A 24,046-nucleotide genomic window follows, 5' to 3' on the forward strand; every position below is an offset into this window, starting at 1 on the left:
ACGAAAGTCTGGCTGGACCGGTCAGTTTAACGCGTCGTTGTCGGGGACGGCGGCGGGTGTGCAGCGCCGCGCCGCGTGCCGCGGGTGCCGTCAATTGCCGGTACTTGTCCTGACTTGCCTTACTTGACCGGAATCGTCGTGCCAGTGGGCATCGGCACGGCGCTCACGCTGTTTTTCGCGCTGCCGCTGACGACGCGGTCGCTGTAGGTCAGATAGACCAGGGCGTTGCGCTTCGTGTCGACCACGCGCACCACGTGCAGCGACTTGAAGATCAGCGACATGCTGACCGAGAACACGTCGTCCTTCTGCTTGACGGGGCCGGTGAAATGCAACTCCCCGATCTGGCGGCACGCGATCGACGCCTCGGTCGGATCTTCGGCGATGCCGAGCGTGCCTTTGACGCCGCCCGTCCGCGCCCGCGACACGTAGCAGGTGACACCTTGCACGATGGGATCGTCATAGGCCTCCACGACCACGCGGTCGGAGCCGGTAACGTGAAAATTCGTATTGACGCTGGCGATTTCTTCGCCGCGCGCCGAAGAAAGCAGCAGGGCGCCGGCGGCCGCGAGCGCGATGCGTAGCGAGGTGGATTTCATGAGCGTGCCGGTTGAGTGTCTGGAGTGGGCCGGCGCCAGAGCGGGGCGAAACGTGCGCCGTGAAGGCGCCATCGTATAACGGCGCGCGGCGCGCGTGAGGCTGTCCGTCGTGGCACAAAAACAAAAAGGCCCGCATGGATGCGGGCCTTTCAAAATTTTTGGCTCCTCGACCTGGGCTCGAACCAGGGACCTACGGATTAACAGTCCGGCGCTCTACCGACTGAGCTATCGAGGAACAGCAGTACAACTTGATCTACATAAAAAAACCCGTCTGATTAACGGGCTTTTGCAATTCTTGGCTCCTCGACCTGGGCTCGAACCAGGGACCTACGGATTAACAGTCCGGCGCTCTACCGACTGAGCTATCGAGGAACAGAACAACAACAGCAGAGAAACGAAATTTTAGAGGCAGCTGAAACGTCTGTCAATACCTCGGCGTTCATCCTGATACTGAATCTGAACGGCCAAGGCAGGTGACAGGCGGCTCGCGCTCAGCGCGCGAGCAGCGCGAGCTTTTCCTTCACATCCTTGAATTCCTCGGCTTCCGGCAGCGGTGCCTTGGTCTTCGTGATGCTCGGCCACGCTTTCGCCAGGTCGGCGTTCAGCGCGATGAAGTCCTGCTGGTCTCCCGGCACGTCTTCTTCGGCATAGATGGCGTTCACCGGGCACTCGGCCACGCACACGGCGCAGTCGATGCATTCATCGGGGTCGATCGCGAGGAAGTTGGGACCTTCGCGAAAGCAGTCCACCGGGCACACATCGACGCAGTCGGTATAGCGGCACTTGATGCAGCTTTCGGTCACAACGTGAGTCATTCAGGCAGCTCCTGCATGCGGAATCGGGGAGGGCGCGGACGCCAAAAGCACTATTGTAACGTAACGTCAACAGGCGCATAAAGCATCGGGCCGTGCGTCTTATATGTTTTTGTGATTAGTTTATGGGGTGCCGCGAGCGGCCGCGCAATGGCGGCGAAGGCCCGGTGGCACGCTGGATGCGGACGCATTCGGGTAACATGCATCAGGTTGGCGCGCCGCTCGGCTCAGCGCGTCCGTTGCAAGGGTGCAGTGAGCCCTTTTCGTTTTTCAGCGGTCCAGTTCGTACCATCATGATTATTACTTCGCTGCTCGATACCGATCTGTACAAGTTCACGATGATGCAGGTGGTGTTGCATCACTTCCCCGCCGCCAACGTGGAGTACCGCTTCCGCTGCCGCACGCCGAACGTCGATCTGGTGCCGTACGTCGACGAGATTCGCGACGAAGTGCGCAAGCTCTGCGAACTGCGTTTCGCCGACGACGAACTCGACTACCTGCGCCGCATGCGCTTCATCAAGGGCGACTTCATCGAGTTCCTCGCGTTGTTCCATCTGAACGAGAAGTACATTTCGATCACGCCGTCGCCGAAGGGCAATGGCGAAATCGACATCGACATCAAGGGGCCGTGGCTGCATACGATCCTCTTCGAAATTCCGGTGCTCGCGATCGTCAACGAAGTCTATTTCCGCAACACCCAGCAAACGCCCGACTATCACGTAGGCCGTGGCCGTCTGCTCGACAAGATTCAACTGCTCGGCGCTCGTCCGGAGTTCGCCGACTGCAAGATCGCCGATTACGGCACGCGCCGCCGCTTCTCGAAGCAGTGGCACGAGGAAGTGATCCTCACGCTCAAGGACGGTCTCGGCGAGCAGTTCGCCGGCACGAGCAACGTCTTCTACGCGATGAAGCACAGCCTGACACCGCTCGGCACGATGGCGCACGAGTACCTGCAGGCTTGCCAGGCGCTCGGTCCGCGGCTGCGCGACTCGCAGATCTTCGGCTTCGAGATGTGGGCGAAGGAATATCGCGGCGACCTCGGGATCGCGCTCTCCGATGTGTACGGCATGCAGGCGTTCCTGCGCGACTTCGACATGTACTTCTGCAAGCTGTTCGACGGTGCTCGCCACGATTCCGGCGACCCATTCGACTGGGGCGAGCGCCTGCTCAAACACTACGAGGCGAATCGTTGCGACCCGCGCACCAAGGTCCTCGTGTTCTCCGACGCGCTCGACATCCCGAAGGTGCTGCAGCTATACGAGCGCTTCCGCGGCCGCTGCAAGCTCGCGTTCGGCGTGGGCACCAATCTGACCAACGACCTCGGCTACAACCCGCTGCAGATCGTGATCAAGATGGTTCGTTGCAACGGTCAGCCGGTCGCGAAATTGTCGGACTCGCCGGGCAAGAACATGTGCGAGGACAAGGCGTATCTCGCGTATCTGCGCCAGGTGTTCGGCATCGCGCAGCCGGAAGAAGAGGCGGCCAGGTAGCGCGCTTTGCGGACTGCTTTTCGGTTCGTCGCCTGACCATGATCTGCTCGTGTTCGGGGGCACGGCGAACAGTGTCGCCGCGCTATCGACTGGCGGCAATATGCCGTTCGGCCAGGGTGTTCGCGCGGAGCGCGGCCGGTATAATCCTCGCCATATCGCACGGCCGTCGACACGAGGATTTCGCCCATGGACACATCGATTGCCCGCCGCAACATCCTGACGCGCATCCGCGCCGCGCAAGGGCGCGAGCCCGAACCGAGCGCCGCCGAGCGCGAAGCCGCGGCGGACTATCTCGCGCGTCATCCGGCCGGCCCGCGTCCGGACATGCCCACCGATCTGCGCGCGCGCTTCATCGAGGAAGCGCAGAAAATGGCGAGTACTGTCGACACCGTTCAGACCTTCGCCGATGTACCCGCCGCCGCGCATCGCTATCTGACGCAACACGGTTTGCCGTTGCAGGCCATCGCGTGGCAAACGCTGCGCGATCTGCCGTGGGCCGCAGCCGGCCTCGCCGTCGAATTTCGCAAACCGCAAGACAATGACGTGGTCGGTCTCACCGGCTGTTTCTGCGCGACCGCGGAGACCGGCACGCTCGTGTTGCTGTCCGGTCCCGAGACGTATGCGTCGGCCGGGCTGCTGCCGGAGACGCACATCGCGATCGTGCCGGGCTCGCGGATCGTCGCGGGTCATGAAGAGGCGTTCGACCTGATCCGCAAGGAACGCGGCGAGCTGCCGCGCGCGGTCAATTTCGTGTCGGGACCATCGCGCACCGGCGACATCGAGCAGACCATCGTGCTGGGCGCGCACGGCCCCTACCGGGTGCATGCGATCGTCGTGCAGGATGCTTGAACGCGTCGCGCGGCGGCGTGCCAGCGCATACGCGACACACGCGTTATCTGTCGTGCGTGCGGTTGCAAGCCGTCGCGCGGCCTGTATCGGCATGAATTCGCAGGCCGGCCGCGCGGGCCGGTGGCTCGCCGTTGCGTCGATGCTTGCGCTGTGCTCGCCGTCCGTGCAGGCTGAGACGCTCCTCGACGGCGCGCGCTTGTCGGCGTTGTGGGGCTTGCCCTTCGCGGGTGTGCTGCTGTCGATCGCGATCCTTCCGCTGATCGCGCCAGCCCTCTGGCATCACCACTTCGGCAAGATCGCCGCGGCGTGGGCGCTCGCGTTCATCGTGCCGCTTGCCGTGAGCTTCGGCGCGAGCGCGGCGCTCGGCGCGCTCGCGCATGCCATGCTCGACGAGTACATCCCATTCATCATCCTGCTGACCGCGCTCTATACCGTCGCGGGCGGCATCTGCGTGCGCGGCAACCTGCATGGCACACCGCGTCTGAACACCGCGATTCTCGCGCTCGGCACCTTGCTCGCGAGCGTGATGGGTACGACCGGCGCGGCGATGCTGCTGATCCGCCCGTTGCTGCGCGCAAACGACAATCGCCGCCACGTGACCCACGTGGTCGTGTTCTTCATCTTCCTCGTCGCGAACGTCGGTGGCTCGCTGTCGCCGCTCGGCGACCCGCCGCTGTTCCTCGGTTTTCTCGAAGGCGTGAGCTTTTTCTGGACCACCACGCATCTCGCGCGGCCGATGCTGTTCGTGAGCGGCATGCTGCTCGCCGCGTTCTATGCGCTTGACTCGTACTACTTTCACAAGCGCGAGGAGGTGCGTTCAGCTTTCCTCGATCCGACGCCCGACGGCGCGCCGCTCGGCATCGACGGCAAGATCAATTTCGTGCTGCTCGCCGCGCTGATCGCGTTCGTGCTGATGAGCGGACTGTGGCGCCCGCAAATCACATTCGACGTGCTCGGCACGCACGTCGCGTTGCAAAACATCGTGCGCGACGCCGCGCTGATCGTCGTCACGCTGCTATCGCTCGCGTGGACACCGCGCGCGGCCCGCGCGGGCAACGACTTCAAGTGGGCGCCGATCGAGGAAGTCGCCAAACTGTTCGCCGGCATCTTCGTGACGATCGTGCCGGTCATCATGATCCTGCGCGCGGGAGAAGCCGGCGCGTTCGCGGGCATCGTCCATCTGGTCAATGATCCGTCAGGCGAGCCGCGCGACATCATGTACTTCTGGGCGACCGGCCTGCTATCTTCGTTTCTCGACAACGCGCCGACCTACCTCGTGTTCTTCAACCTGGCCGGCGGCGATGCGCAGACCTTGATGACCACCGGCGCGACCACGCTCGCGGCGATTTCGGCCGGCGCCGTGTTCATGGGCGCGAACACCTACATCGGCAACGCGCCGAACTTCATGGTGAAGGCGATCGCGCAATCGCGCGGCGTGCGCATGCCGAGCTTTTTTGCGTATCTGGGCTGGTCCGGCGCGGTGCTGCTGCCGTTGTTCGCGCTGACCGGCTGGCTCTTTTTTGAACGCTGACTCTGCAACGCCGAGACAATCCCTCGACGTGCGATACGGAGACTTGCATTGCAGAAAATCCTCGTTGCCCGTTCGATCTTTCCCGACGTGATCGACCGGCTCAAGCAGTACTTCGACGTCGACTGGAACGAGGGCGACGTGTTGCCCGCCAACGAACTGAAGCGCCGTCTCGCGGACAAGGACGGCGCGCTGACGGCCGGCGAGATGATCGACGCGGGCGTGCTCGCCGCGGCGCCGCGTCTGCGCGTCGTGTCGAACATGGCGGTCGGCTACAACAACTTCGACATGGCCGCGTTCAACGCGGCGAACGTACTCGGCACCAACACGCCGGACGTGCTGAACGAATCGACCGCCGATTTCGGCTGGGCGCTGATGATGGCCGCCGCGCGCCGCATCGCCGAATCGGAGCACTGGCTGCGCGCCGGACATTGGCAGAAGTGGAGCTACGACGGCTTCCTCGGCAGCGACCTATACGGTTCGACGCTCGGCGTGATCGGCATGGGCCGCATCGGCCAGGCGCTCGCGCGGCGCGCGCAGGGCTTCAACATGCGGGTCATCTATCACAATCGCTCGCGCGTCGCGCCGCAAATCGAGGCCGAGCTGAACGCGGAGTACGTGTCGAAAGAGGATCTGCTGCGGCGCGCCGACCACGTCGTGCTGGTGCTGCCGTACAACAAAGGCAACCACCACACGATCGGCGCGGCCGAACTGGCGCTGATGAAGCCGAGCGCGACGCTCACCAACATCGCGCGCGGCGGCATCGTCGACGATGCGGCGTTGGCCGATGCGCTGCGTGACAGGCGCATCGCGGCGGCCGGTCTGGACGTGTTCGAAGGCGAGCCGCAACTGCACCCGGCGCTGCTGAACGTGCCGAACGTCGTGCTGACGCCGCACATCGCGAGCGCGACCGAAACCACGCGCCGCGCCATGGCGAATCTCGCCGCGGACAACCTGATCGCCGGCCTCGGCGCAGGACCGCGCGCCGGTCAGCCGCCGAATCCGATCAACCCCGACGTGATCGGCAAGGCGCGTTCATGACAATGATTCTGGTGGCGGCCGTCGCGGTGCTGGCGGTTGCCCTCGTGATCGCACTGGCCTTGCTGCTACGCGGTCACGACCGCACGGAGCAGCGCGAACAGTTCGAGATGCTGAACGAACGCGTCGATGCCGTCGTCGACGCGCAGGCGCATACCGCCGAGCGGCTCGAGCGGCAACTGCGCAACGACATCGCCGAGACCGCGCGCGTGTCGCGCACCGAGCAAAGCGGCGGCTTCGCGCATTTTCAGCAGACGCTCGCCGCGCAGTTCAGCAGCATGACGACGGTGCAGGGCGGCAAGATCGACGGCTTCGCGCAACAGCTCGACGCCGTGCGTCACAGCCTGCAGGCACAGGCGCAGCAGGCGCGCGACGAGCAGGGCCGCTCGCTGAAGCAGTTCGGCGACACGCTGAGCCTGCAACTCGGGCAACTAACCGAGGCGAACGACCGGCGCTTCGCCGAAGTGCGCGCGACGATCGAGCAGCGTCTGAAGGACATCGAGGCGAACAACGCGACGCGGCTCGAGGAAATGCGCCGCACCGTGGACGAAAAACTGCACGCAACGCTTGAGCAGCGTCTCGGCGAGTCGTTCAAGCTCGTGTCCGACCGGCTCGAACAGGTGCATCGCGGCCTCGGTGAAATGCAGACGCTGGCGGCCGGCGTCGGCGATCTGAAGCGTGTGCTGACCAACGTGAAGACGCGCGGCACGTGGGGCGAAGTGCAGCTCGAAGCCTTGCTCGAACAAGTGCTGACCGTCGATCAATACGCGAAGAACGTCGCGACGGTGCCGAAGAGCGCCGATCGCGTGGAGTTCGCGATTCGTCTGCCGGGGCGGCCGGAGCCCGGCGGCGCGAATACGCCGGTATGGCTGCCGATCGACGCCAAATTCCCGCGCGAGGACTACGAGCGGCTGATCGAAGCGCAGGAGCGCGCCGATCCGGTCGCGGTCGAGGAAGCATCGCGCGCGCTCGAAGTGCGAATTCGCGCGGAGGCGCGCACGATCGCGGAGAAGTACGTGGCGCCGCCGCATACGACCGACTTCGCGCTGCTGTTCCTGCCGACCGAAGGCCTGTACGCGGAAGTGCTGCGCCGACCGGGACTCACGGATCTGCTGCAGCGGGACTATCGCGTGACGATTGCGGGGCCGACCACGCTGACCGCGTTGCTCAATAGTCTGCAGATGGGTTTCCGCACGCTCGCGATCGAAAAGCGTTCGAGCGAGGTGTGGCAGGTACTCGGCGCGGTGAAGACGGAGTTCGGCAAATTCGGCGACGTGCTCGCGAAGACCAAGGCGCAGCTCGAAACCGTCACGCGTTCGATCGAGGCCGCGGAAACGCGCACGCGCATGATGAACCGCAAGCTGCGCGACGTCGAGGCGTTACCGGGCGACGAGGCGAGCGGATTGCTCGGCGATGCGCTGTCGAATGTGGAGCCTGATGAGCAATGAGGGGCGAGGCGCTGGAATTCAGGCCCTCGCAGCCAGCCGCACCAGCGCATCGCCCGTCACGCGCACGACGCGCCAGTCCGGCAACACCGTCGCCCCCATCTTCTGATAGAAGCTGATCGCCGGCTGATTCCAGTCGAGCACGGTCCACTCGAAGCGCGCACATTGCCGCTCCACCGCCAGCGCCGCGACGTGTCGCAGAAGCGCGGTGCCGAGCCCGCTGCCCCGCTGCGCGGGCTGCACGTAGACGTCTTCGAGATAGAGCCCGCGGCGGCCCGCGAAGCTCGAAAAATTGTGGAAGAACAGTGCATAGCCCACGATGCTCCCCGCGTCTTCGGCAACCAGCGCTTCGATCGACGGCCGCGCGCCGAACAGCGCGTCGCGCAGGCTATGTTCCGTCGCGACGAAGATGTGCGTGAGGTTCTCGAACTGCGCGAGTTCGTAGGTGAGCGCGAAGATCGCGCCGGTATCCGCGGGCTTGGCGGCGCGGATCGTCGCGGGCATTACGCTTCTTCCGGCGCGTCGGCCAGATGGATTTCGATACCACCGAAGCGCGACGCGACCCAGTTGTAGGCGTGGCACGCGATCCACAACAGCACGAAGCCGAGGATCGCGTTCAGCAGCAGCGCGCTGAACACCGTGCTCAGCTCGACCGAGCCATATCGCACGAACGCGACCACCACGCCGAGCAGCACGATCGGCACCGAGAATGTCAGATACACGAGGATCAGCGCTTTGGCCGTCTGTCCCGGTGCGATGAACGAGATCTGTTTTTTCATGTAAGTCAAACCCGTGTGTCGTAGTAGTGATAGTGGGTGGCGTGTCGATGAAGTGCTGCTGTGGTGCCGATGTCGTGCGATCGATGCGCCGCCTGGAACGTCAGATGAGACCGTCGAACAGCATGATCGACACGCGATCGCCGACGTCGATGTCGCCCTCGTCGTGGCCGAGCACGATGAAGCAGTTCGCTTCGCTCATCGAGCTCAGCACGCCTGAGCTTTGCGACCCGGTCGGGCTCACGTGCCAGTATCCGTGCGCGTCCTGTTCGGCGATGCCGCGCTGGAATTCGGTGCGGCCCGCGCGCTTGCCCACCGCCACGCGGCTCGTCGCGTGAATCACCGGCAGCGGCCGCGGCGTCGCGCCGGCCATCAGCAGCAGCGCTTCGCGCACGATCTGATAGAACGTCACCATCACGGCGACCGGGTTGCCGGGCAGGCCGAAGAATAGCGCAGGTTTGCCGAGCCCGGGCTGTGCGCCGGACCACAGGCGGCCGAACGCGAGCGGCCGGCCGGGGCGCATCGCGAGACTCCAGAAGGCGACGTCGCCGAAGGTCTGTAGCAGCTGCTTCGTGAAGTCCGCTTCGCCCACCGACACGCCGCCCGAAGTCAGCACCACGTCGGCGTTGGCCGCGGCACTGCGCAGCGCGGCTTCGAGCGCGGCCGGCTCGTCACGCACGACGCCGAGATCGAGCGCGTCGATGTTCAGGTGCCGCAGCATCGCAAACAGCGTGTAGCGGTTGCTGTCGTAGACCGAGCCCGCGTCGAGCGGCTCGCCGAGCGAGCGCAGTTCGTCGCCGGTCGAAAAGAACGCGACGCGCAAACGCCGCCGCACGCTGACTTCGCCAATGCCGAGCGACGCGAGCAGGCCGAGGTCCGACGCGCGCACGATGCGGCCGGCATGCAGCGCGACGTGGCCGCGCGCGAGGTCTTCGCCGGCGCGGCGGCGGTTCGCGCCCGCCGCCACCGCGCTGGCGGCGAAGCGGATCGACGTGGAATCCGCGCCGTCGCGCTCCACCTGTTCCTGCGGCACGACGGTGTCGCAACCGGCGGGCATGCAGGCGCCCGTCATCACGCGCACGCACTGGTTCGCCGCGACGCGGCCCGCGAACGGATGACCGGCGAGCGCCTTGCCGGCGACCGTCAGCTCGACGCTGTCCGCGCCGCCTCGCATAGCGGCCGCGAGCGCCGCGTGATTGAACGCGTAGCCGTCCATCGCGGAGTTGTCGTGCGCGGGCACGTCGATCGGCGACACGATGTCGGCGGCTAGCACGCGGTCGAGTGCATCGCGCAACGCCAGGCGCTCGACGGCCGCGACCGGCGTCGCCCACTGCCGGACGATCGCCTGAGCGGCCGGGACGGGTAGCGCATGAGGATCGTACTGCGCGACGCAGCGGGAAAAGTCGTTGAGCGTGGTCATGAATGGCTGGGCGTCGCGACCGGTGACGGGCGCGGCTGTTGCCGTGCGGCCGGAGCGGATGTCAGCCGGGGCCCCGATTGCGTTCGAGGTCGGCGAGTTCTTGTAACGAGTTGGCATTGTAGAACGCGCGCTCGTCGGCAAAGATGACTTCGACCGTCTTGTGGCGCGCGTACCACGCGCGGACCTTGCGCTCGCCGGAGGCCAGAAACGCGGCCAGGTCGTCCGCGACAGCGGTGCGCATCAGTGCGAATACCGGGTGCAGGGAGGTTTCTCCACCGGTGTCGACGGTGGTGACCGTTGCGATGTCGGCGTGGTTCGCGTCGAGCGCATCCGCGAGGCGCGCGGCGAGGTCGGCCGGTAGCCACGGCGAATCGCAGGGCGCGCTCAGCAGGTACGCCGTGCCGGCGGCGCGCAGTCCGGCGAGCATGCCGGCGAGCGGGCCGGGAAAGTCGGGGAGGGTGTCGGCGACGAGCCTTGCGCGATATGGCGCGCCGAGCGCCGCGTAGGTGTCGGAATGGCGGTTCGCGCTGATCATCAGCGGGCCGGTCTGCGGCGCGAGGCGCCGCAGCACGTGAGCGGCGAGCGGTTCGCCGTGCAGCGGCTGCAACCCCTTGTCGACGCCGCCCATGCGCGTGCCGCGCCCGCCCGCGAGCACGAGGCCAGTGATCTGTTCGCGGGGGATGGACATGCGTCGGCCGCTCAGCCGCCGATGTAGGACATTTCGACGCGACGCTTGGCCGGCTCGCCCTGATCGGCCGGCTGGCTGCCGCGCAGCTGCGAGTAGCGGTCGCCGCGGCCCTGCCAGATTTCGGCGATGGCGGTGGCGATCCCGGCATCGCTCGCACCGCCGCGCAACAGCGCGCGCAGGTCATGTCCGGTCGATGCGAACAGGCACAGGTATAGCTTGCCCTCGGTCGACAAACGCGCGCGCGTGCAATTGCCGCAGAACGCGCGGGTGACGCTAGAAATGACGCCGATCTCGCCGCCGCCGTCGACATAACCCCAGCGTTGCGCAGTTTCGGCGGCGCTGTGCGCTTCGAGCGGCACCAGCGGGAAATGCTCGGCGATGCGCGTGACGACCTCGGCGGAAGGCAGCACTTCGGTCATGTTCCAGCCGTTCGAGGTGCCGACGTCCATGTACTCGATGAAGCGCAGCACCGCGCCCGTGCCTTTGAAATGACGCGCCATGGGGACGATTTCGCCGTCGTTGGTACCGCGTTTGACGACCATGTTGACTTTGACCGGCGCGAGCCCGACCGCGTGCGCGGCGGCGATGCCATCGAGCACGTCGGCGACTGCGAAGTCGGCGTCGTTCATGCGGCGGAACAGCGCGTCGTCGAGCGCGTCGAGGCTGACGGTCACGCGGGTGAGGCCGGCGTCCTTCAGGCTGCGCGCCTTGCGCGCGAGCAGCGAGCCGTTGGTGGTCAGCGTGAGATCGAGCGGACGGCCCGCAGGCGTGGTCAACCGGGCGAGCCGGTCGACCAGGAATTCGAGGTTTTTGCGCAGTAGCGGCTCGCCGCCGGTCAGGCGAATTTTCTCGACGCCATGCGCGACGAACAACTGCGCGAGCCGCTCGATCTCCTCGAAACTCAACAACGCGCTGTGCGGCAGGAAAGCATAGTCCTTGTCGAACACTGCGCGCGGCATGCAATACACGCAGCGGAAGTTGCAGCGGTCCGTCACCGAGATGCGCAGATCGTGCAGCGGACGCGCGAGCGCATCGTGCAGCACGCCGCTAGGTGTCTGCACTGGGCCGGTGATGACCGGCGCCGCGCTGAGATCGGCAACAGGGATGATGCGTCGTGACATGAAATGCTTCGTCAGGTGCTTTAACGGACGGGGATGATTTGATTCTATCGGAAATGCCGGTGGCGGCAGATGCGCGACGGACGTTATCGGGGTATACGGGGAGCGGAGCGGCGCGGCTCGCGGCGACAAATGACCGCCCAAAGAAAAAGCCCGCCGGAAAGGGCGGGCTTTTTCACGAACAACGACGCGGCTTACTGCGGATGCTTGATCGTTTCGACCTGTTGCATCGGCGTGTGGTCGTCTGGCGGCAGCGCCTTGCGCTCACGGGTCACGCGCGGCGGCTTGACCGTCTGCGCCGCCGCTTCCTGCGCGGCACGCAGCTTGTCGGCGTCGGTGTTCACCCAGATCAGGCCAGCCTGCTCGAGGATCGGCTGCAAGGCGTCGGCCGATGCGGCGGCGGGGGCTGCGCTGCGGACGGGGGCCGGCTGCGGGGCCGCGGCGACGGGCGCCGGTTCGACCACGGCCGGTTCCGTTGCGACGACCGGTTGCGGCTCGACGATTTCGGCCTGCGGTGCCGGCACGGCTGCCGGCGCCTCGACGATCGTGGCCGGAGCCGCGGTGTCGAGCGCAGCCGGGACGGCTCGCGGTTCGGTCGGGACGGTCGGCTGCACTTCCAGGGCCGGCTCGACTGCCGGGGATTCGGCATGCGCGGCGGATTCGACCGAAGCGGCCGGCGTAACCGGTTCGCTCACGGCCGACGCGGCTTGCTCTGCCTGCGCTGGCGCTTCGATAGCCGGCTCCGCCGCCACGGGTTCGATGGACGCGGCCGGGGCCTCTTCGACCGGCACGACCTTTTCGGTCTTCGCGGCATTTTCCGCGGCGAGAGCCGGCGTTTCGGCTGCCGCATGCAGTTCGGCCACGACGGCGCTTTCCGTTGCGACAGCGGCGACCACCACTTCGACCGGGGTCACTTCCTTCGCTTCGCTGGCTGCAGGCGTGTGCTCGACCGGCTGCTGGGTGCGCACCGGCGCTTCGTCGCTGGCGGCAACGTTGTCGCCTTCGGCTTCCGCGACATCCGCCGCGAGATTGCCATTCACGTCCTCTTCACGCTCGCGACGACCACCACGACGGCCGCGGCGACGACGACGACGCTCTTCGCCGTCACGTGCGACTGTTTCCTGATCGACCGGCACGCCGTTTTCACCCGCTGCGGCGCGGTTGCGCGCCAGTTCGTCGGCAGCTGGCGTGTCGGTTTGCGTCAGCGCCGAGGCGGCTTCCGCCTGCGGCTTGCGACGCTCGCCACGCTCGACGCGTTCAGCGCGCTCGCCACGCTCGCGACGCTCACCGCGTGCCGTGCCTTCGACGGCTTCCGCGCGCTCGGCGCTGCGGGTGTCGCGTTCGCGAGCCTCGCGCGGTTCACGCGCTTCACGCGGCTCGCGAGCCTCACGCAGTTCACGGCCTTCACGGGCCTCACGCGGTTCGCGTTGCTCACGCGGCGCGCGCGGTTCGCGGCCCTCGCGTGCCTCGCGGCCTTCGCGTTCCTCGCGACGCGGCGACGGCTGCTGACCTTGCGCCTGACGGCCGCCGGTCACGCCTTCGCCACGCGCTGCCGCGTCGCGACCGCCTGCGCCGCCACGGCGATTGCGGTTGCGATCGCCGCCGCGCTCGCCCGTGCGCTCACCGCGCTCGGTGCGCTCGCCGCGTTGCGGACGGGCCTGCTTGTCGGTGGTGGCCGGCGCGGCGGGCGCCGGAGCAGCCGGCTGCATGCCGAACAGATTCTTCAGCCAGCCGATGAAGCCGCCACTGGCCGGCGTCACCGCGACCGGAGCGGGGATAGCCGCCGGGCGGGCCGGCGCGCTCGGAGCCGGCTTCTCGGGCGTGATGCCCTTGACCGCCGCTTCCTGCTTCGGCTTCACTTCCTCAGCGCGCTTGCTGTAGCCGGTTTCCGATTCGAGTTCGCGGGCCGCTTCTTCGGCCATCTTCCACGATGCGCGCGGCTCGTCGAGGCGCGCGTCGTCGTGACGCAGACGCTCGAGCTTGTAGTGCGGCGTGTCGAGGTGCTTGTTCGGGATCAGCACGACGTTGACCTTGAAACGCGACTCGATCTTGTTGATTTCGGCGCGCTTCTCGTTCAACAGGAAGGCGGTCACTTCGACCGGCACCTGGCAGTGGATCGCCGCGGTGTTTTCCTTCATTGCTTCTTCCTGAATGATCCGCAGCACTTGCAGCGCGGACGATTCGGTATCGCGGATGTGGCCCGTGCCGTTACAACGCGGACACGTGACGTGGCTGCCTTCCGACAGCGCCGGACGCAGACGCTGACGCGACAGCTCCATCAGGCCGAAGCGCGAGATCTTGCCCATCTGGACGCGGGCGCGGTCGTGCTTGAGCGCGTCTTTCAGGCGCTGTTCGACTTCGCGCTGGCTCTTGGCCGATTCCATGTCGATGAAGTCGATCACGATCAGGCCGCCCAGGTCGCGCAGACGCAACTGGCGAGCGACTTCGTCGGCGGCTTCGAGGTTCGTGCGCGCGGCCGTTTCCTCGATGTCCGCGCCTTTGGTGGCGCGCGCCGAGTTCACGTCGATCGCGACGAGCGCTTCGGTGTGGTCGATGACGATCGCGCCGCCCGACGGCAGCGGCACGGTGCGCGAGTACGCGGTTTCGATCTGGTGCTCGATCTGGAAGCGCGAGAAGAGCGGCACGTCGTCGTGGTAGCGCTTTACCTTGCCGACGTTGTCCGGCATCACGATGTCCATGAAGGCGCGGGCCTGGTCATGGATTTCGGTCGTGTCGATCAGGATTTCGCCGATATCGGGCTGGAAGTAGTCGCGAATCGCGCGGATCACGAGGCTCGATTCGAGATAGATCAGCATCGGCTGGCCGGCCGTGCCACTTTGCGACGCGGCTTCGATTGCGCGCCACAGCTGCATCAGGTAGTTCAGGTCCCACTGCAGCTCTTCGGCGCTGCGGCCGATGCCGGCCGTGCGCGCGATGATGCTCATGCCTTCCGGCAGTTGCAGCTGCGCCATGGTTTCGCGCAGTTCCTGACGGTCGTCGCCTTCGATCCGGCGCGACACACCGCCGCCGCGCGGGTTGTTCGGCATCAGCACCAGATAGCGGCCGGCGAGCGAAATGAACGTGGTCAGGGCTGCGCCCTTGTTGCCGCGTTCTTCCTTTTCGACCTGGACGATCAGTTCCTGACCTTCCTTCAGTGCGTCCTGGATGCGTGCGGAACGCATGTCGACGCCATCGCGGAAGTACTGGCGGGCGACTTCCTTGAACGGCAGGAAGCCGTGACGGTCTTCGCCGTAGTTGACGAAGCAGGCCTCGAGCGACGGCTCGATGCGCGTGATGATGCCCTTGTAAATATTGCCTTTGCGCTGTTCGCGACCGGCGGTTTCGATATCGATGTCGATGAGTTTTTGCCCATCGACGATGGCGACGCGCAGCTCTTCCTGCTGCGTCGCGTTGAACAACATTCGTTTCATTGAACGGCTCCAGAGCGGCCTCGCCGGCCCAGCCGCGCGGTTGTCAGTCGCGAGAGCGGGGAGAGTAGGCGTGCCGCGTCTTATTGTGTTTTCACAAACACGCTGGAGCGGGAAAGATGGCGGGAGAATTGCCTGAGAGGGCCCAGCCCGATAAAAAAAGGGCACGGTGCCGCAGGGCACATGCGAACACGGCTTCAAATCATGGCCTGACACGCCGCGTTTAGCCAGCAGACCTTCATAAGTCTTCGCCCTCTGAAGCCGGCGCGCCAAATGGGCGCGCGAGCAAAGGGCCGAAGTCCGCGGTCATGCCGCAACGGGAAGTTCGCGCAGGCGGCGCGTCTTTTCCTGCTGGGGGTGTCTCGCCTTCTTTTGACGTCGCCATGTCTTGTACTTTCTACAAGACGCCTTGGGCGCACGCCGTATTTTCGCGACTTGCAGCTTCGTCCAGCTGGGCGTCATACCACCCGGATCACGAAGCTGAAAGCTAAATTCTTTTTTACCAAAATTCCGTTACCGTCGAAGCCGACCTTGACCGAACGCGCCTGCGGGCGCCGTCCCTGCCGGGAGCTGACTTCGTGCGTGCAACTTGTTGCATCTCATTTTCAGGGCGAGCAACCAGACCCCGGCGCAAGTAAAATAACGGTTTATCGCTTGCGCTCGCGCAATCCGCCGCATTCCGGACACTGCGCCGGCCGTCGCGGACTGCTGGGCAAATTATATTCAGAATGAAAGAGTTAGGCAAAACATCCCAGAGATCGGTTGCAGGCGCGGTCGAAGATTCGGTTTCAAGCGACCAGGTTTCGCTGATCGAAATCGACGACCGGTCGGCTGGTCAGCGCATCGATAATTTCCTGCTGCGCGTCTGCAAGGGCGTGCCGAAAAGCCATATTTATCGCATCCTGCGCAGCGGTGAAGTGCGCGTGAACAAGGGCCGGATCGACGCGCAGTACCGGCTCGAACTGGGCGATCTGGTGCGTGTGCCGCCGATCCGCGTCGCGCAGCCGAATCAGGCCGCAGCCCGCGTGCCCGTGCCCGCGCCGCGCTTTCACATCCTGTTCGAAGACGAGCATCTGCTCGTGATCGACAAGCCGGCCGGCGTTGCGGTCCACGGGGGCAGCGGTGTCGCGTTCGGTGTGATCGAGCAGATGCGCGAGGCGCGGCCGCAGGCGAAATTCCTGGAACTCGTGCATCGGCTGGATCGAGAGACCTCGGGCATCCTGATGCTCGCGAAGAAGCGCGCGGCGCTCGTCAATCTGCACGAGCAGATTCGCGATAACCGGATGGACAAGCGCTACTACGCGTGCGTGCACGGCGAATGGGCGAGCGACTGGGGTCGCCGCCGCGCGGTAAAGGAGCCACTTCACAAGTACCTGACCGCCGACGGCGAGCGCCGCGTGCGCGTGCAGGCCGATGGCCTCGCTTCGCACACGATCTTCAATCTGGTCGAGCGCTGGCCGGAATATGCGCTGCTGGAGGCGGAACTGAAGACGGGGCGTACGCACCAGATTCGCGTGCATCTGCAGCATCTGGCACTACCGATTGTCGGTGACGCCAAATATGGCGATTTCGCGCTGAACAAGGCGCTTGCGCGCGCCAACGCGAAGCCCGGCATCAAGCGGATGTTTCTGCACGCTTACCGGCTCAAGCTCACGCATCCTGCGACGGGCGCGCCGCTGCAGCTGGAGGCACCGCTGCCTGCCGACTGCCGCGGCTTTATAGAACAACTCAACGAACTACGCACTGGGTTCAACCCGGAGACGACCTTGCATGGCTAGAGAGCAATTCGATCTGATCGTGTTTGACTGGGATGGCACGCTGATGGATTCCACCGCGCATATCACCCGCAGCATCCAGGCGGCGTGCCGCGATCTCCGCCTGCCGGTTCCCGCGGACGAAGCCGCGAGCTACGTCATCGGCCTCGGCCTGCGCGACGCGCTGCAGATTGCCGCGCCGACGCTCGATCCGGCTGACTACCCGCGGCTTTCCGAGCGTTACCGCTTTCATTTTCTTGTAAAAGACCAGACTACCGAGCTGTTCCCCGGCGTGCGCGAGATGCTCCAGGAGTTGCGCGACGTCGGCTATCTGCTCGCGGTCGCGACCGGCAAGAGCCGCGTCGGGCTCAATCGCGCGCTTGACCAGGCGCGCCTGACGAGCCTGTTCGACGGCACACGCTGCGCTGACGAAACCTTCTCGAAACCGCATCCGGCCATGCTGCACGAGCTCACCCGCGAATTGGGGCAGGATACGGCGCGCACGGTCATGATCGGCGATACGACACACGATCTGCAGATGGCGCTCAACGCCGGCGTGGCGGGCATTGGCGTGACTTATGGCGCGCATCCGGCGAATTCGCTGAATGCGATGTCACCGAAGTTCGTGGCGTCGAGCATCAGCGATCTGTCCGGTTGGCTGCGGGAGAACGCATGAGCGCCGACGGCGTGGATACTGCTACTGCCGCGGCTGCGCAGGCAGTGCGCATTTGCGCGGCCGACGAACTGGTCGACGGTGGCGACGGCATCCGGCGCGACGCGCGGCTCGGCGGGCAGGATGCCGTGGTGTTTTTCGTTCGCTATGATGGCTGCGCCTACGGCTATTTGAACCGTTGCGCTCATGTGCCGATGGAGCTCGACTGGCAGGAAGGGCAGTTCTTCGAATCGTCCGGCTTATACTTGATGTGCGCGACACATGGCGCGATTTACGCGCCGGATACTGGCAAATGCGTCGGTGGTCCGTGTCGCGGGGGCAGATTGCGTCGCGTGCAGGTCGAGGAACGCGATACGCTCGAGGGCCGTGCGGTATTCTGGCTGCCTGACGGCGATTTGCTGCCGGTTACGCGCTGATTTCCTCTTCCAATTTTCCACTGTCCGCATGTCCGACAACTTGACCCCCGAAAAAGACCCTGCCTCGGGAGGCGGCTCCCGTGCACCCGCCGAGCAGTCCGGCTGGGAAAGGGCCGCGCTCGAGCGCATCGCGCTGGCCGCGATCAACGAGCAACGCGCCTCGCGACGTTGGCGGATTTTCTTCCGCTTCCTGTTCCTCGCAGTGCTCGCATTGGCGGTATGGGGTGCGCTGAACTTCTCGGGCGAGCGGGTCGCCACGACTGGGCGTCATACGGCAATGGTTTCGCTTGATGGCGAGATCGCGACGGATGCGAGTGCGAACGCCCAAGATATCAACACTGCACTCGATTCCGCGTTTGAGGATTCCGATACAGCCGGCGTGATTCTTTATTGCAACAGCCCGGGCGGCAGTCCAGTGCAAGCGGGCATTATCAACAGCGAAGTTCGGCGATTGCGTGGCAAATATCCGTCTATTCCGCTGTATGTCGTGGTCGGCGACATGTGCGCGTCCGGCGGCTACTACGCGGCCGCGGCGGCGGAGAAGATCTATGTCGACAAGGCGAGTATCGTCGGTTCGATCGGCGTGCTGATGGACGGCTTTGGTTTCACCGGCCTGATGGACAAGTTGGGGATTCAGCGCCGACTGCACACATCGGGTGAGAACAAAGGCTTTTTTGATCCGTTTTCGCCCGAAACGCCGAAGATGGACGAACATGCGCAGGTTATGCTCGATCAGATCCACGCGCAGTTCATCGACGCGGTGCGTCAAGGGCGCGGCAAGCGTCTGCATGAGACATCGGACATGTTCTCGGGTCTATTCTGGACGGGGCAGAAGAGCGTCGAACTTGGACTCGCGGACGGTTTCGGCGATGCAGATTACGTCGCGCGTGAGATCTTCAAGGCGCCGGATATCGTCGATTACACGGTGAAAGAGAGCATTACGGATCGCGTTGCCCGCAAGTTCGGCGCGGCCATCGGCGCCGGCGCGGTTCGGGCGATGGCGCTCGGCGCGAAAATGAATCTGCGTTGAATCCACAGTTTTAAAAAGACGCCCGCGCGGTCGGTTTTGGCCGATCGCGCGGACTTTGCGTTTTGAGTTTCAGGCCCTGGTCGCCCTCAGTTGCCTGGCCGGTGTCTACGTTCAGGCCGCCAGAATCAGAAAAATCGCCGGCCGCTTATGCAGGTCGATCTCCGCCTTCTTTTTCCAGTCGGCGACGCTCCGGCTTGCGATCACTTCGCTCGGCAGCGTCAGATCGACCGCCACGCAGACCAGCGTCGACGGCGCGCAGGTTGCGAGCAAGGTATCGAGCAGTGCGCGATTCCGGTACGGCGTTTCGATGAAGATCTGCGTTTGCTTGCTCTTGCGCGACTGCTGCTCGAGATCGCGCAGACGTTTGGCGCGCTCGGTGAAGTCGACGGGCAGGTACCCGTGAAACGCGAAGCTTTGGCCGTTCAGCCCCGATGCCATCAGCGCGAGCAGAATCGAACTCGGCCCGACCAGCGGCACAACCTTTACGCCGCGCTCGTGCGCGCGTCGCACCAGCAGCGCGCCCGGGTCCGCGACTGCCGGGCAGCCAGCCTCGGAGACGAGGCCCGCATCGGTGCCCGACAGCAGCGGCGCGAGCAGCTTGTCGATTTCGCCGGCCGGCGTATTGACGTTCAGTTCGCGAATCTCGATTTCTTGAATCGGCCGATCGGGGCCGACTTTCTTCAGGAACGCGCGCGTGGTTTTGGCGTTTTCGCCAATGTAATAGTGCAGCAACGCCGCGCGGGCGCGTACGGGCGCGGGCAGTACCAGATCGAGCGCGCTTGCGTCGCCTTCGCCGAGCGTGTTGGGAATGAGATAGAGCGTACCGGTCATCGGGCCCCCAAAAGCGGGTAGTTGGCCGCGAGCAGCATGTGCGACAGCGCGATAAGCGGCAGGCCGACGAGCGCGGTCGGGTCGTCGGAATGGATGGCCTCCAGCAGCGCGATGCCAAGCCCTTCGGATTTGGCGCTGCCGGCCACGTCGTACGGCGTTTCAGCGTGCAGGTAGGCGTCGAGCGTCGCGTCCGGCAGATCGCGAAAGCGCACGCGGGTGATCACGTCGATCGTTTGCGCGCTGTCCGTCGCGCTGTCGAACAGACACAGCGCGCTGTGGAACAACACGTCGCGGCCGCGCATCGCCTGCAATTGCGCGAGCGCCCTGTCGTGCGTGCCGGGTTTGCCGATCTGCAGGCCGTCGTAGGTGGCGACCTGATCGGAGCCGATCACGAGCGCGTGTGCGTCGGCGGCGAGGCCTTGGGCGACCGCACGCGCTTTGGCTTCGGCGAGGCGCAGCGCAGTGGCTTCGGGCGTTTCGGCGGCGAGCGGGGTTTCGTCGATCGCAGGCACGACGACGTCGAACGGCACGCGCAGGCGTTCGAGCAACTCGCGGCGATACCGCGAACTCGACGCCAGAATCAGGCGTGGCGGGCGTTTGGAGGATTCAGGCATAGTTTGCGGGCAACGGGAGCGGCGGGTCGTACGGGGTCGCGCGAGGCTCCCGTACGTACGGGCTTAAGTGTTTGACTCGAAAAGACAAAACGGATATGATTTTGGGCTTTTCACGGTATGCTTGCACTTGAAGGGTCTCGGCGCGTTCAGCGGCTTTCGGCAGTCGGAAGGTTGAAGAAAGCCCGGCAGGGTGAACGCAACGGCCGCGGGCCCCACTGGCTGCCCCGCACACCGGATTATCTTCGCGGCGGATCTGATCATCCTTCGCGAATCACCCCGGCAACATGTTTGCCGACGCAGGAGCGCACATGACTCAACATCCTGGCAAACCTGCAGGTCTGTCCGACCCGCATGAACTCGATCTGTTCGAGTTTGCGCGGAGCGGGCGTCAGGCCGCGGGTGTCGTGCGCGTCTCGCAACTGCCGCGCATGTTAAACGAAGTCCCGGCGGAAGCGCCAGATCGCGACACCGCGTTCACATGGCAGGCCGAAGGGACGATGCAGCCGGAATTGCAGGACGATGGCACCGAAGGTTCCCAGCCTTATCTGCGGCTGGCGATTCACGGTGCCGCGTGGCTCGAATGCCAGCGGTGCTTGACGCCGTATTCGCAGGCGTTCAACGTCGATGCAACTTACCGGATCGTCAATACGGAGGCGGAAGCCGAAGAGTTTCCGCTGGACGAGGATGAAGTCGAGGTGGTCGTCGGCTCGCGCCAGTTCGATCTCATCGACTTGATCGAAGAAGAGTTGCTGCTTTCCTTGCCGCTCGTGCCCAAACACGAGGTCTGTCCCGAAGTGCACGAGAGCCTTGTCTCGGGCACGGACGGTAGCGAAGGCGAGGGCGACGAAGCCGCGCAGGAAGAAGCTGGCGATGCCAGCAAGCCGGACCAGTCCAGCGAGCGGCGCAATCCGTTCGCGGCGCTCGAACGTCTGAAACGCGACGAACCGGGCGGCAAGAAGCGCTAAACAGTTGCAGGGGGCGCGATGCGGGCGCATTGGCCATTCGGCCAGTGGTTAAGTCCGTGTCGGGCTGTGTTAGAATTCGGAAAATTTTTTGGAGTTTTAGTCATGGCAGTTCAACAAAACAAGAAGTCGCCGTCGAAGCGCGGCATGCACCGTTCGCACGATTTCCTGACGGCAGCGCCGATGGCCGTCGAGCCGAGCACGGGCGAAGTGCATCTACGTCACCACATTAGCCCGAACGGCTACTATCGCGGCAAGAAAGTCGTCAAGACGAAGAACGACTAATCGTTGACTGCGATGCGCCCTGTGGCGTTTCGCGTAGCGATCGGCTCGCTTGACATTTTCCCGGTTCGGCAAAAAGGCGGCATTCAACTGCCGCTTTTTTGTGTCTGAAATTCGTCGCACTCCATGACAGTAAAGCTCACGATAGATTGCATGGGAGGCGACCACGGCCCGTCCGTGACCGTTCCCGCTGCCGTCAACTTCGTTCGTTCGCATCCCGACGCGCAGTTGCTGCTCGTCGGCATTGAAAGTGCGATTCGTGCGCAGCTGAAGAAGCTCAAGGCTCAGGATCTGCCGGCGCTGACCGTCGTACCTGCTACCGAGGTCGTCGCGATGGACGACCCGGTCGAGGTCGCGCTGCGCAAGAAAAAAGATTCGTCGATGCGCGTGGCGCTGAACCGCGTCAAGGAAGGCGAGGCGCAAGCCTGCATTTCCGCCGGCAATACCGGCGCGTTGATGGCGGTCTCGCGCTATGTGCTGAAAACGCTGTCGGGCATCGAACGCCCGGCCATCGCGTTTGCCCTGCCTAATCCCACCGGCTATACGATGATGCTCGACCTGGGCGCCAACGTCGACTGCGAGCCGCAGCATCTGCTGCAGTTCGCCGAGATGGGGCACGCGCTCGTGTCCGCGCTCGAAGGAAAAGAGCGGCCCACCATCGGCCTGCTCAACATCGGCGAAGAAGTCATCAAGGGCAACGACATCATCAAGCGCGCCGGCGAACTGCTGCGTGCGAGTACACTCAACTTTCATGGCAATGTCGAAGGCGACGACATCTACAAGGGCACCGTCGACGTGATCGTCTGCGATGGCTTTGTCGGCAATGTCGCGCTGAAGACGTCGGAAGGTCTCGCGCAGATGCTGTCCAACATCATCAAGGAAGAGTTCGGCCGTTCGTGGCTGACCAAGGTGATGGCGGTGCTCGCGCTGCCGGTATTGATGCGCTTCAAGAAACGCGTCGATCATCGGCAATATAACGGCGCCGCGCTGCTCGGCTTGCGCGGTCTCGTGATCAAAAGCCACGGTTCAGCCGATGCCTACGCGTTTGAGTGGGCTATCAAACGCGGGTATGATGCCGTCAAAAACGGCGTGCTGGAGCGCCTTGCGCGAGCGATGGAAGAGAATGCGAGTTCTCTCGAACAGGCGGCGCGCGACGCAAGCGGTGCGGGTCACGCAAGCCCGATCGCAGGCCAGCCGGCCGAGCCCTACGCTGCGCAATCCTCGAAGGCATAATGGCTCAATCCACAATCTACTCCCGCGTGCTGGGCACCGGCAGCTGTCTGCCGCCCAACCGCGTCACCAATCAGGATCTGGCTGAGCGTCTCGCCAGGCAAGGCGTTGAAACGAGCGACGAATGGATCGTCGCGCGCACGGGGATCCATGCGCGTCACTTCGCCGAGCCGGACGTCACGACCAGCGACCTCGCGTTGATCGCGTCGCAGCGAGCGATCGAAGCGGCGGACATCGATCCGCAGTCCATCGACCTGATCGTCGTCGCCACCTCCACGCCGGACTTCGTGTTCCCGAGCACCGCCTGCCTGCTGCAGAACAAGCTCAGGATCAAGAATCACGGTGCCGCGTTCGACATACAGGCGGTCTGCTCCGGCTTCGCCTATGCGGTGGCGACGGTGGACGCCCTGATTCGCAGCGGCCAGCATCGCACGGCGCTCGTGGTCGGCGCGGAAACTTTCTCGCGCATTCTCGATTTCAACGACCGCACCACCTGCGTGCTGTTCGGCGACGGCGCCGGCGCAGTGATCCTGCAAGCGTCCGACGCACCGGGCGTGCTTTCGAGCGCGCTGCACGCGGACGGCAGCCATTCGAACATTCTGTGCACGCCGGGCAACGTGAATGGCGGCGTGGTCGCCGGCAGCGCCTTCCTGCACATGGACGGTCAGGCGGTGTTCAAGCTTGCCGTCAACGTGCTCGAGAAGGTCGCGATCGAAGCATTGGAAAAAGCCGATCTGAAGCCCGAGCAGATCGACTGGCTGATTCCGCATCAGGCCAACATCCGCATCATGCAAAGCACCTGCCGCAAGCTCGGCCTGCCGCAGGAGCGCATGGTCGTCACGGTGGGCGAGCACGGCAATACGTCGGCGGCGTCCATTCCGCTTGCACTCGACGTCGCGGTGCGCGACGGCCGCATCAAGCGTGGCCATAACGTGCTGATCGAAGGCGTCGGCGGCGGCTTCACGTGGGGCGCGTCGGTCATCCGCTACTGAGCGGGACGACGCATTCCGGGGCGTCGCTGGCGGCGCCCGTGCGGCCGGAATAACACCGCGCGCCATCTGGCAGC

At 64.8% G+C, this 24,046-nt stretch carries 23 protein-coding genes and 2 tRNA genes; 13 read left to right on the forward strand and 12 right to left on the reverse strand.

Annotation, left to right across the window (positions count from 1 at the left end; translation table 11 throughout):
- Window positions 1-119 precede the first annotated feature (119 nt).
- The 4 genes from HDG34_RS16960 to fdxA form a co-directional block, all read right to left on the reverse strand.
- Window positions 120-596 carry a CreA family protein gene (locus HDG34_RS16960; RefSeq protein ID WP_184061390.1) on the reverse strand — a complete coding sequence of 159 codons (477 nt, stop codon included), beginning with the start codon at window positions 594-596 and terminating at the stop codon, window positions 120-122.
- 159 nt (window positions 597-755) lie between these two features.
- Window positions 756-831 (reverse strand) — tRNA-Asn (locus HDG34_RS16965).
- A gap of 61 nt (window positions 832-892) precedes the next feature.
- A tRNA-Asn gene (locus HDG34_RS16970) sits at window positions 893-968 on the reverse strand.
- 119 nt (window positions 969-1,087) lie between these two features.
- Window positions 1,088-1,411, reverse strand: a complete 324-nt coding sequence (gene fdxA, locus HDG34_RS16975) for a ferredoxin FdxA (RefSeq protein ID WP_090801209.1) — start codon at window positions 1,409-1,411, stop codon at window positions 1,088-1,090.
- A 290-nt stretch (window positions 1,412-1,701) separates the two neighbouring features.
- Here fdxA and pncB point away from each other — a divergent pair, with 290 nt between their 5' ends.
- The 5 genes from pncB to HDG34_RS17000 all read left to right on the forward strand — a co-directional run bounded on the left by pncB (window position 1,702) and on the right by HDG34_RS17000 (window position 7,761).
- Window positions 1,702-2,898 carry a nicotinate phosphoribosyltransferase gene (gene pncB / locus HDG34_RS16980; protein WP_184061391.1) on the forward strand — a complete coding sequence of 399 codons (1,197 nt, stop codon included), beginning with the start codon at window positions 1,702-1,704 and terminating at the stop codon, window positions 2,896-2,898.
- A gap of 186 nt (window positions 2,899-3,084) precedes the next feature.
- Window positions 3,085-3,747, forward strand: coding sequence for a lactate utilization protein C (locus tag HDG34_RS16985; RefSeq protein ID WP_184061392.1), 663 nt, complete (start codon window positions 3,085-3,087; stop codon window positions 3,745-3,747).
- Between the two features lie 139 nt (window positions 3,748-3,886).
- On the forward strand, window positions 3,887-5,278 hold the full coding sequence (locus HDG34_RS16990; RefSeq protein ID WP_260321205.1) for a sodium:proton antiporter: 1,392 nt from the start codon (window positions 3,887-3,889) through the stop codon (window positions 5,276-5,278).
- A 48-nt stretch (window positions 5,279-5,326) separates the two neighbouring features.
- Window positions 5,327-6,316, forward strand: coding sequence for a D-glycerate dehydrogenase (locus HDG34_RS16995; protein WP_184061394.1), 990 nt, complete (start codon window positions 5,327-5,329; stop codon window positions 6,314-6,316).
- Window positions 6,313-7,761: a DNA recombination protein RmuC gene (locus HDG34_RS17000; RefSeq protein ID WP_184061395.1), complete on the forward strand. Its 1,449-nt coding sequence runs from the start codon at window positions 6,313-6,315 to the stop codon at window positions 7,759-7,761. Before HDG34_RS16995 ends, HDG34_RS17000 begins: the two co-directional genes overlap by 4 nt.
- Before the next feature lie 18 nt (window positions 7,762-7,779).
- On the opposite strand, the gene HDG34_RS17005 is transcribed toward HDG34_RS17000, so the two are convergent.
- The 6 genes from HDG34_RS17005 to HDG34_RS17030 all read right to left on the reverse strand — a co-directional run bounded on the left by HDG34_RS17005 (window position 7,780) and on the right by HDG34_RS17030 (window position 15,191).
- The gene (locus HDG34_RS17005; protein WP_184061396.1) at window positions 7,780-8,262 is read right to left on the reverse strand and encodes a GNAT family N-acetyltransferase; all 483 of its coding nucleotides are present in this window, start codon (window positions 8,260-8,262) and stop codon (window positions 7,780-7,782) included.
- The gene (locus tag HDG34_RS17010) at window positions 8,262-8,537 is read right to left on the reverse strand and encodes a hypothetical protein (RefSeq protein WP_008923126.1); all 276 of its coding nucleotides are present in this window, start codon (window positions 8,535-8,537) and stop codon (window positions 8,262-8,264) included. The genes HDG34_RS17005 and HDG34_RS17010 overlap by 1 nt, the downstream gene beginning before the upstream one ends.
- A 100-nt stretch (window positions 8,538-8,637) precedes the next feature.
- Entirely contained in the window at window positions 8,638-9,954 is a 1,317-nt protein-coding gene (gene glp, locus HDG34_RS17015) for a gephyrin-like molybdotransferase Glp (protein ID WP_184061397.1), read from the reverse strand.
- A 61-nt stretch (window positions 9,955-10,015) separates the two neighbouring features.
- A complete protein-coding gene (gene mobA / locus HDG34_RS17020; RefSeq protein ID WP_184061398.1) occupies window positions 10,016-10,642 on the reverse strand; it encodes a molybdenum cofactor guanylyltransferase MobA in 627 nt (208 codons plus the stop codon).
- An 11-nt stretch (window positions 10,643-10,653) separates the two neighbouring features.
- A complete protein-coding gene (gene moaA / locus HDG34_RS17025; RefSeq protein WP_090801193.1) occupies window positions 10,654-11,763 on the reverse strand; it encodes a GTP 3',8-cyclase MoaA in 1,110 nt (369 codons plus the stop codon).
- A 191-nt stretch (window positions 11,764-11,954) separates the two neighbouring features.
- Entirely contained in the window at window positions 11,955-15,191 is a 3,237-nt protein-coding gene (locus HDG34_RS17030) for an Rne/Rng family ribonuclease (protein WP_184061399.1), read from the reverse strand.
- A gap of 725 nt (window positions 15,192-15,916) precedes the next feature.
- On the opposite strand from HDG34_RS17030, the gene HDG34_RS17035 reads away from it, so the two are divergent.
- Genes HDG34_RS17035 through HDG34_RS17050 form a run of 4 tightly spaced genes read left to right on the forward strand, consistent with a single transcriptional unit; the run spans window position 15,917 to window position 19,061 of the window.
- Entirely contained in the window at window positions 15,917-16,966 is a 1,050-nt protein-coding gene (locus tag HDG34_RS17035; RefSeq protein WP_090801189.1) for an RluA family pseudouridine synthase, read from the forward strand.
- A complete protein-coding gene (locus HDG34_RS17040; protein WP_184027976.1) occupies window positions 16,959-17,618 on the forward strand; it encodes an HAD-IA family hydrolase in 660 nt (219 codons plus the stop codon). The genes HDG34_RS17035 and HDG34_RS17040 overlap by 8 nt, the downstream gene beginning before the upstream one ends.
- Window positions 17,615-18,031, forward strand: coding sequence for a Rieske 2Fe-2S domain-containing protein (locus HDG34_RS17045; protein WP_184061400.1), 417 nt, complete (start codon window positions 17,615-17,617; stop codon window positions 18,029-18,031). The genes HDG34_RS17040 and HDG34_RS17045 overlap by 4 nt, the downstream gene beginning before the upstream one ends.
- Window positions 18,032-18,059: 28 nt before the next feature.
- The gene (locus HDG34_RS17050; RefSeq protein ID WP_184061401.1) at window positions 18,060-19,061 is read left to right on the forward strand and encodes a S49 family peptidase; all 1,002 of its coding nucleotides are present in this window, start codon (window positions 18,060-18,062) and stop codon (window positions 19,059-19,061) included.
- Window positions 19,062-19,172: 111 nt separating this feature from the next.
- Here the strand turns inward: HDG34_RS17050 and HDG34_RS17055 are convergent, their stop codons facing one another.
- Entirely contained in the window at window positions 19,173-19,892 is a 720-nt protein-coding gene (locus HDG34_RS17055; RefSeq protein WP_184061402.1) for an SAM-dependent methyltransferase, read from the reverse strand.
- A complete protein-coding gene (locus HDG34_RS17060; RefSeq protein ID WP_184061403.1) occupies window positions 19,889-20,506 on the reverse strand; it encodes a Maf-like protein in 618 nt (205 codons plus the stop codon). Before HDG34_RS17060 ends, HDG34_RS17055 begins: the two co-directional genes overlap by 4 nt.
- A 308-nt stretch (window positions 20,507-20,814) precedes the next feature.
- Between HDG34_RS17060 and HDG34_RS17065 the strand changes: the two genes are divergently transcribed.
- The 4 genes from HDG34_RS17065 to HDG34_RS17080 all read left to right on the forward strand — a co-directional run bounded on the left by HDG34_RS17065 (window position 20,815) and on the right by HDG34_RS17080 (window position 23,972).
- Window positions 20,815-21,471, forward strand: coding sequence for a DUF177 domain-containing protein (locus tag HDG34_RS17065; RefSeq protein WP_184061404.1), 657 nt, complete (start codon window positions 20,815-20,817; stop codon window positions 21,469-21,471).
- Between the two features lie 102 nt (window positions 21,472-21,573).
- Window positions 21,574-21,753 carry a 50S ribosomal protein L32 gene (rpmF, locus tag HDG34_RS17070; RefSeq protein WP_027198353.1) on the forward strand — a complete coding sequence of 60 codons (180 nt, stop codon included), beginning with the start codon at window positions 21,574-21,576 and terminating at the stop codon, window positions 21,751-21,753.
- Window positions 21,754-21,876: 123 nt separating this feature from the next.
- Window positions 21,877-22,983, forward strand: a complete 1,107-nt coding sequence (gene plsX / locus HDG34_RS17075) for a phosphate acyltransferase PlsX (protein WP_090801179.1) — start codon at window positions 21,877-21,879, stop codon at window positions 22,981-22,983.
- A complete protein-coding gene (locus tag HDG34_RS17080) occupies window positions 22,983-23,972 on the forward strand; it encodes a beta-ketoacyl-ACP synthase III (protein ID WP_184028002.1) in 990 nt (329 codons plus the stop codon). The genes plsX and HDG34_RS17080 overlap by 1 nt, the downstream gene beginning before the upstream one ends.
- Window positions 23,973-24,046: the final 74 nt, after the last annotated feature.

The sequence above is a fragment of the Paraburkholderia sp. HC6.4b genome (assembly GCF_014200875.1).
GTDB lineage: Bacteria > Pseudomonadota > Gammaproteobacteria > Burkholderiales > Burkholderiaceae > Paraburkholderia > Paraburkholderia tuberum.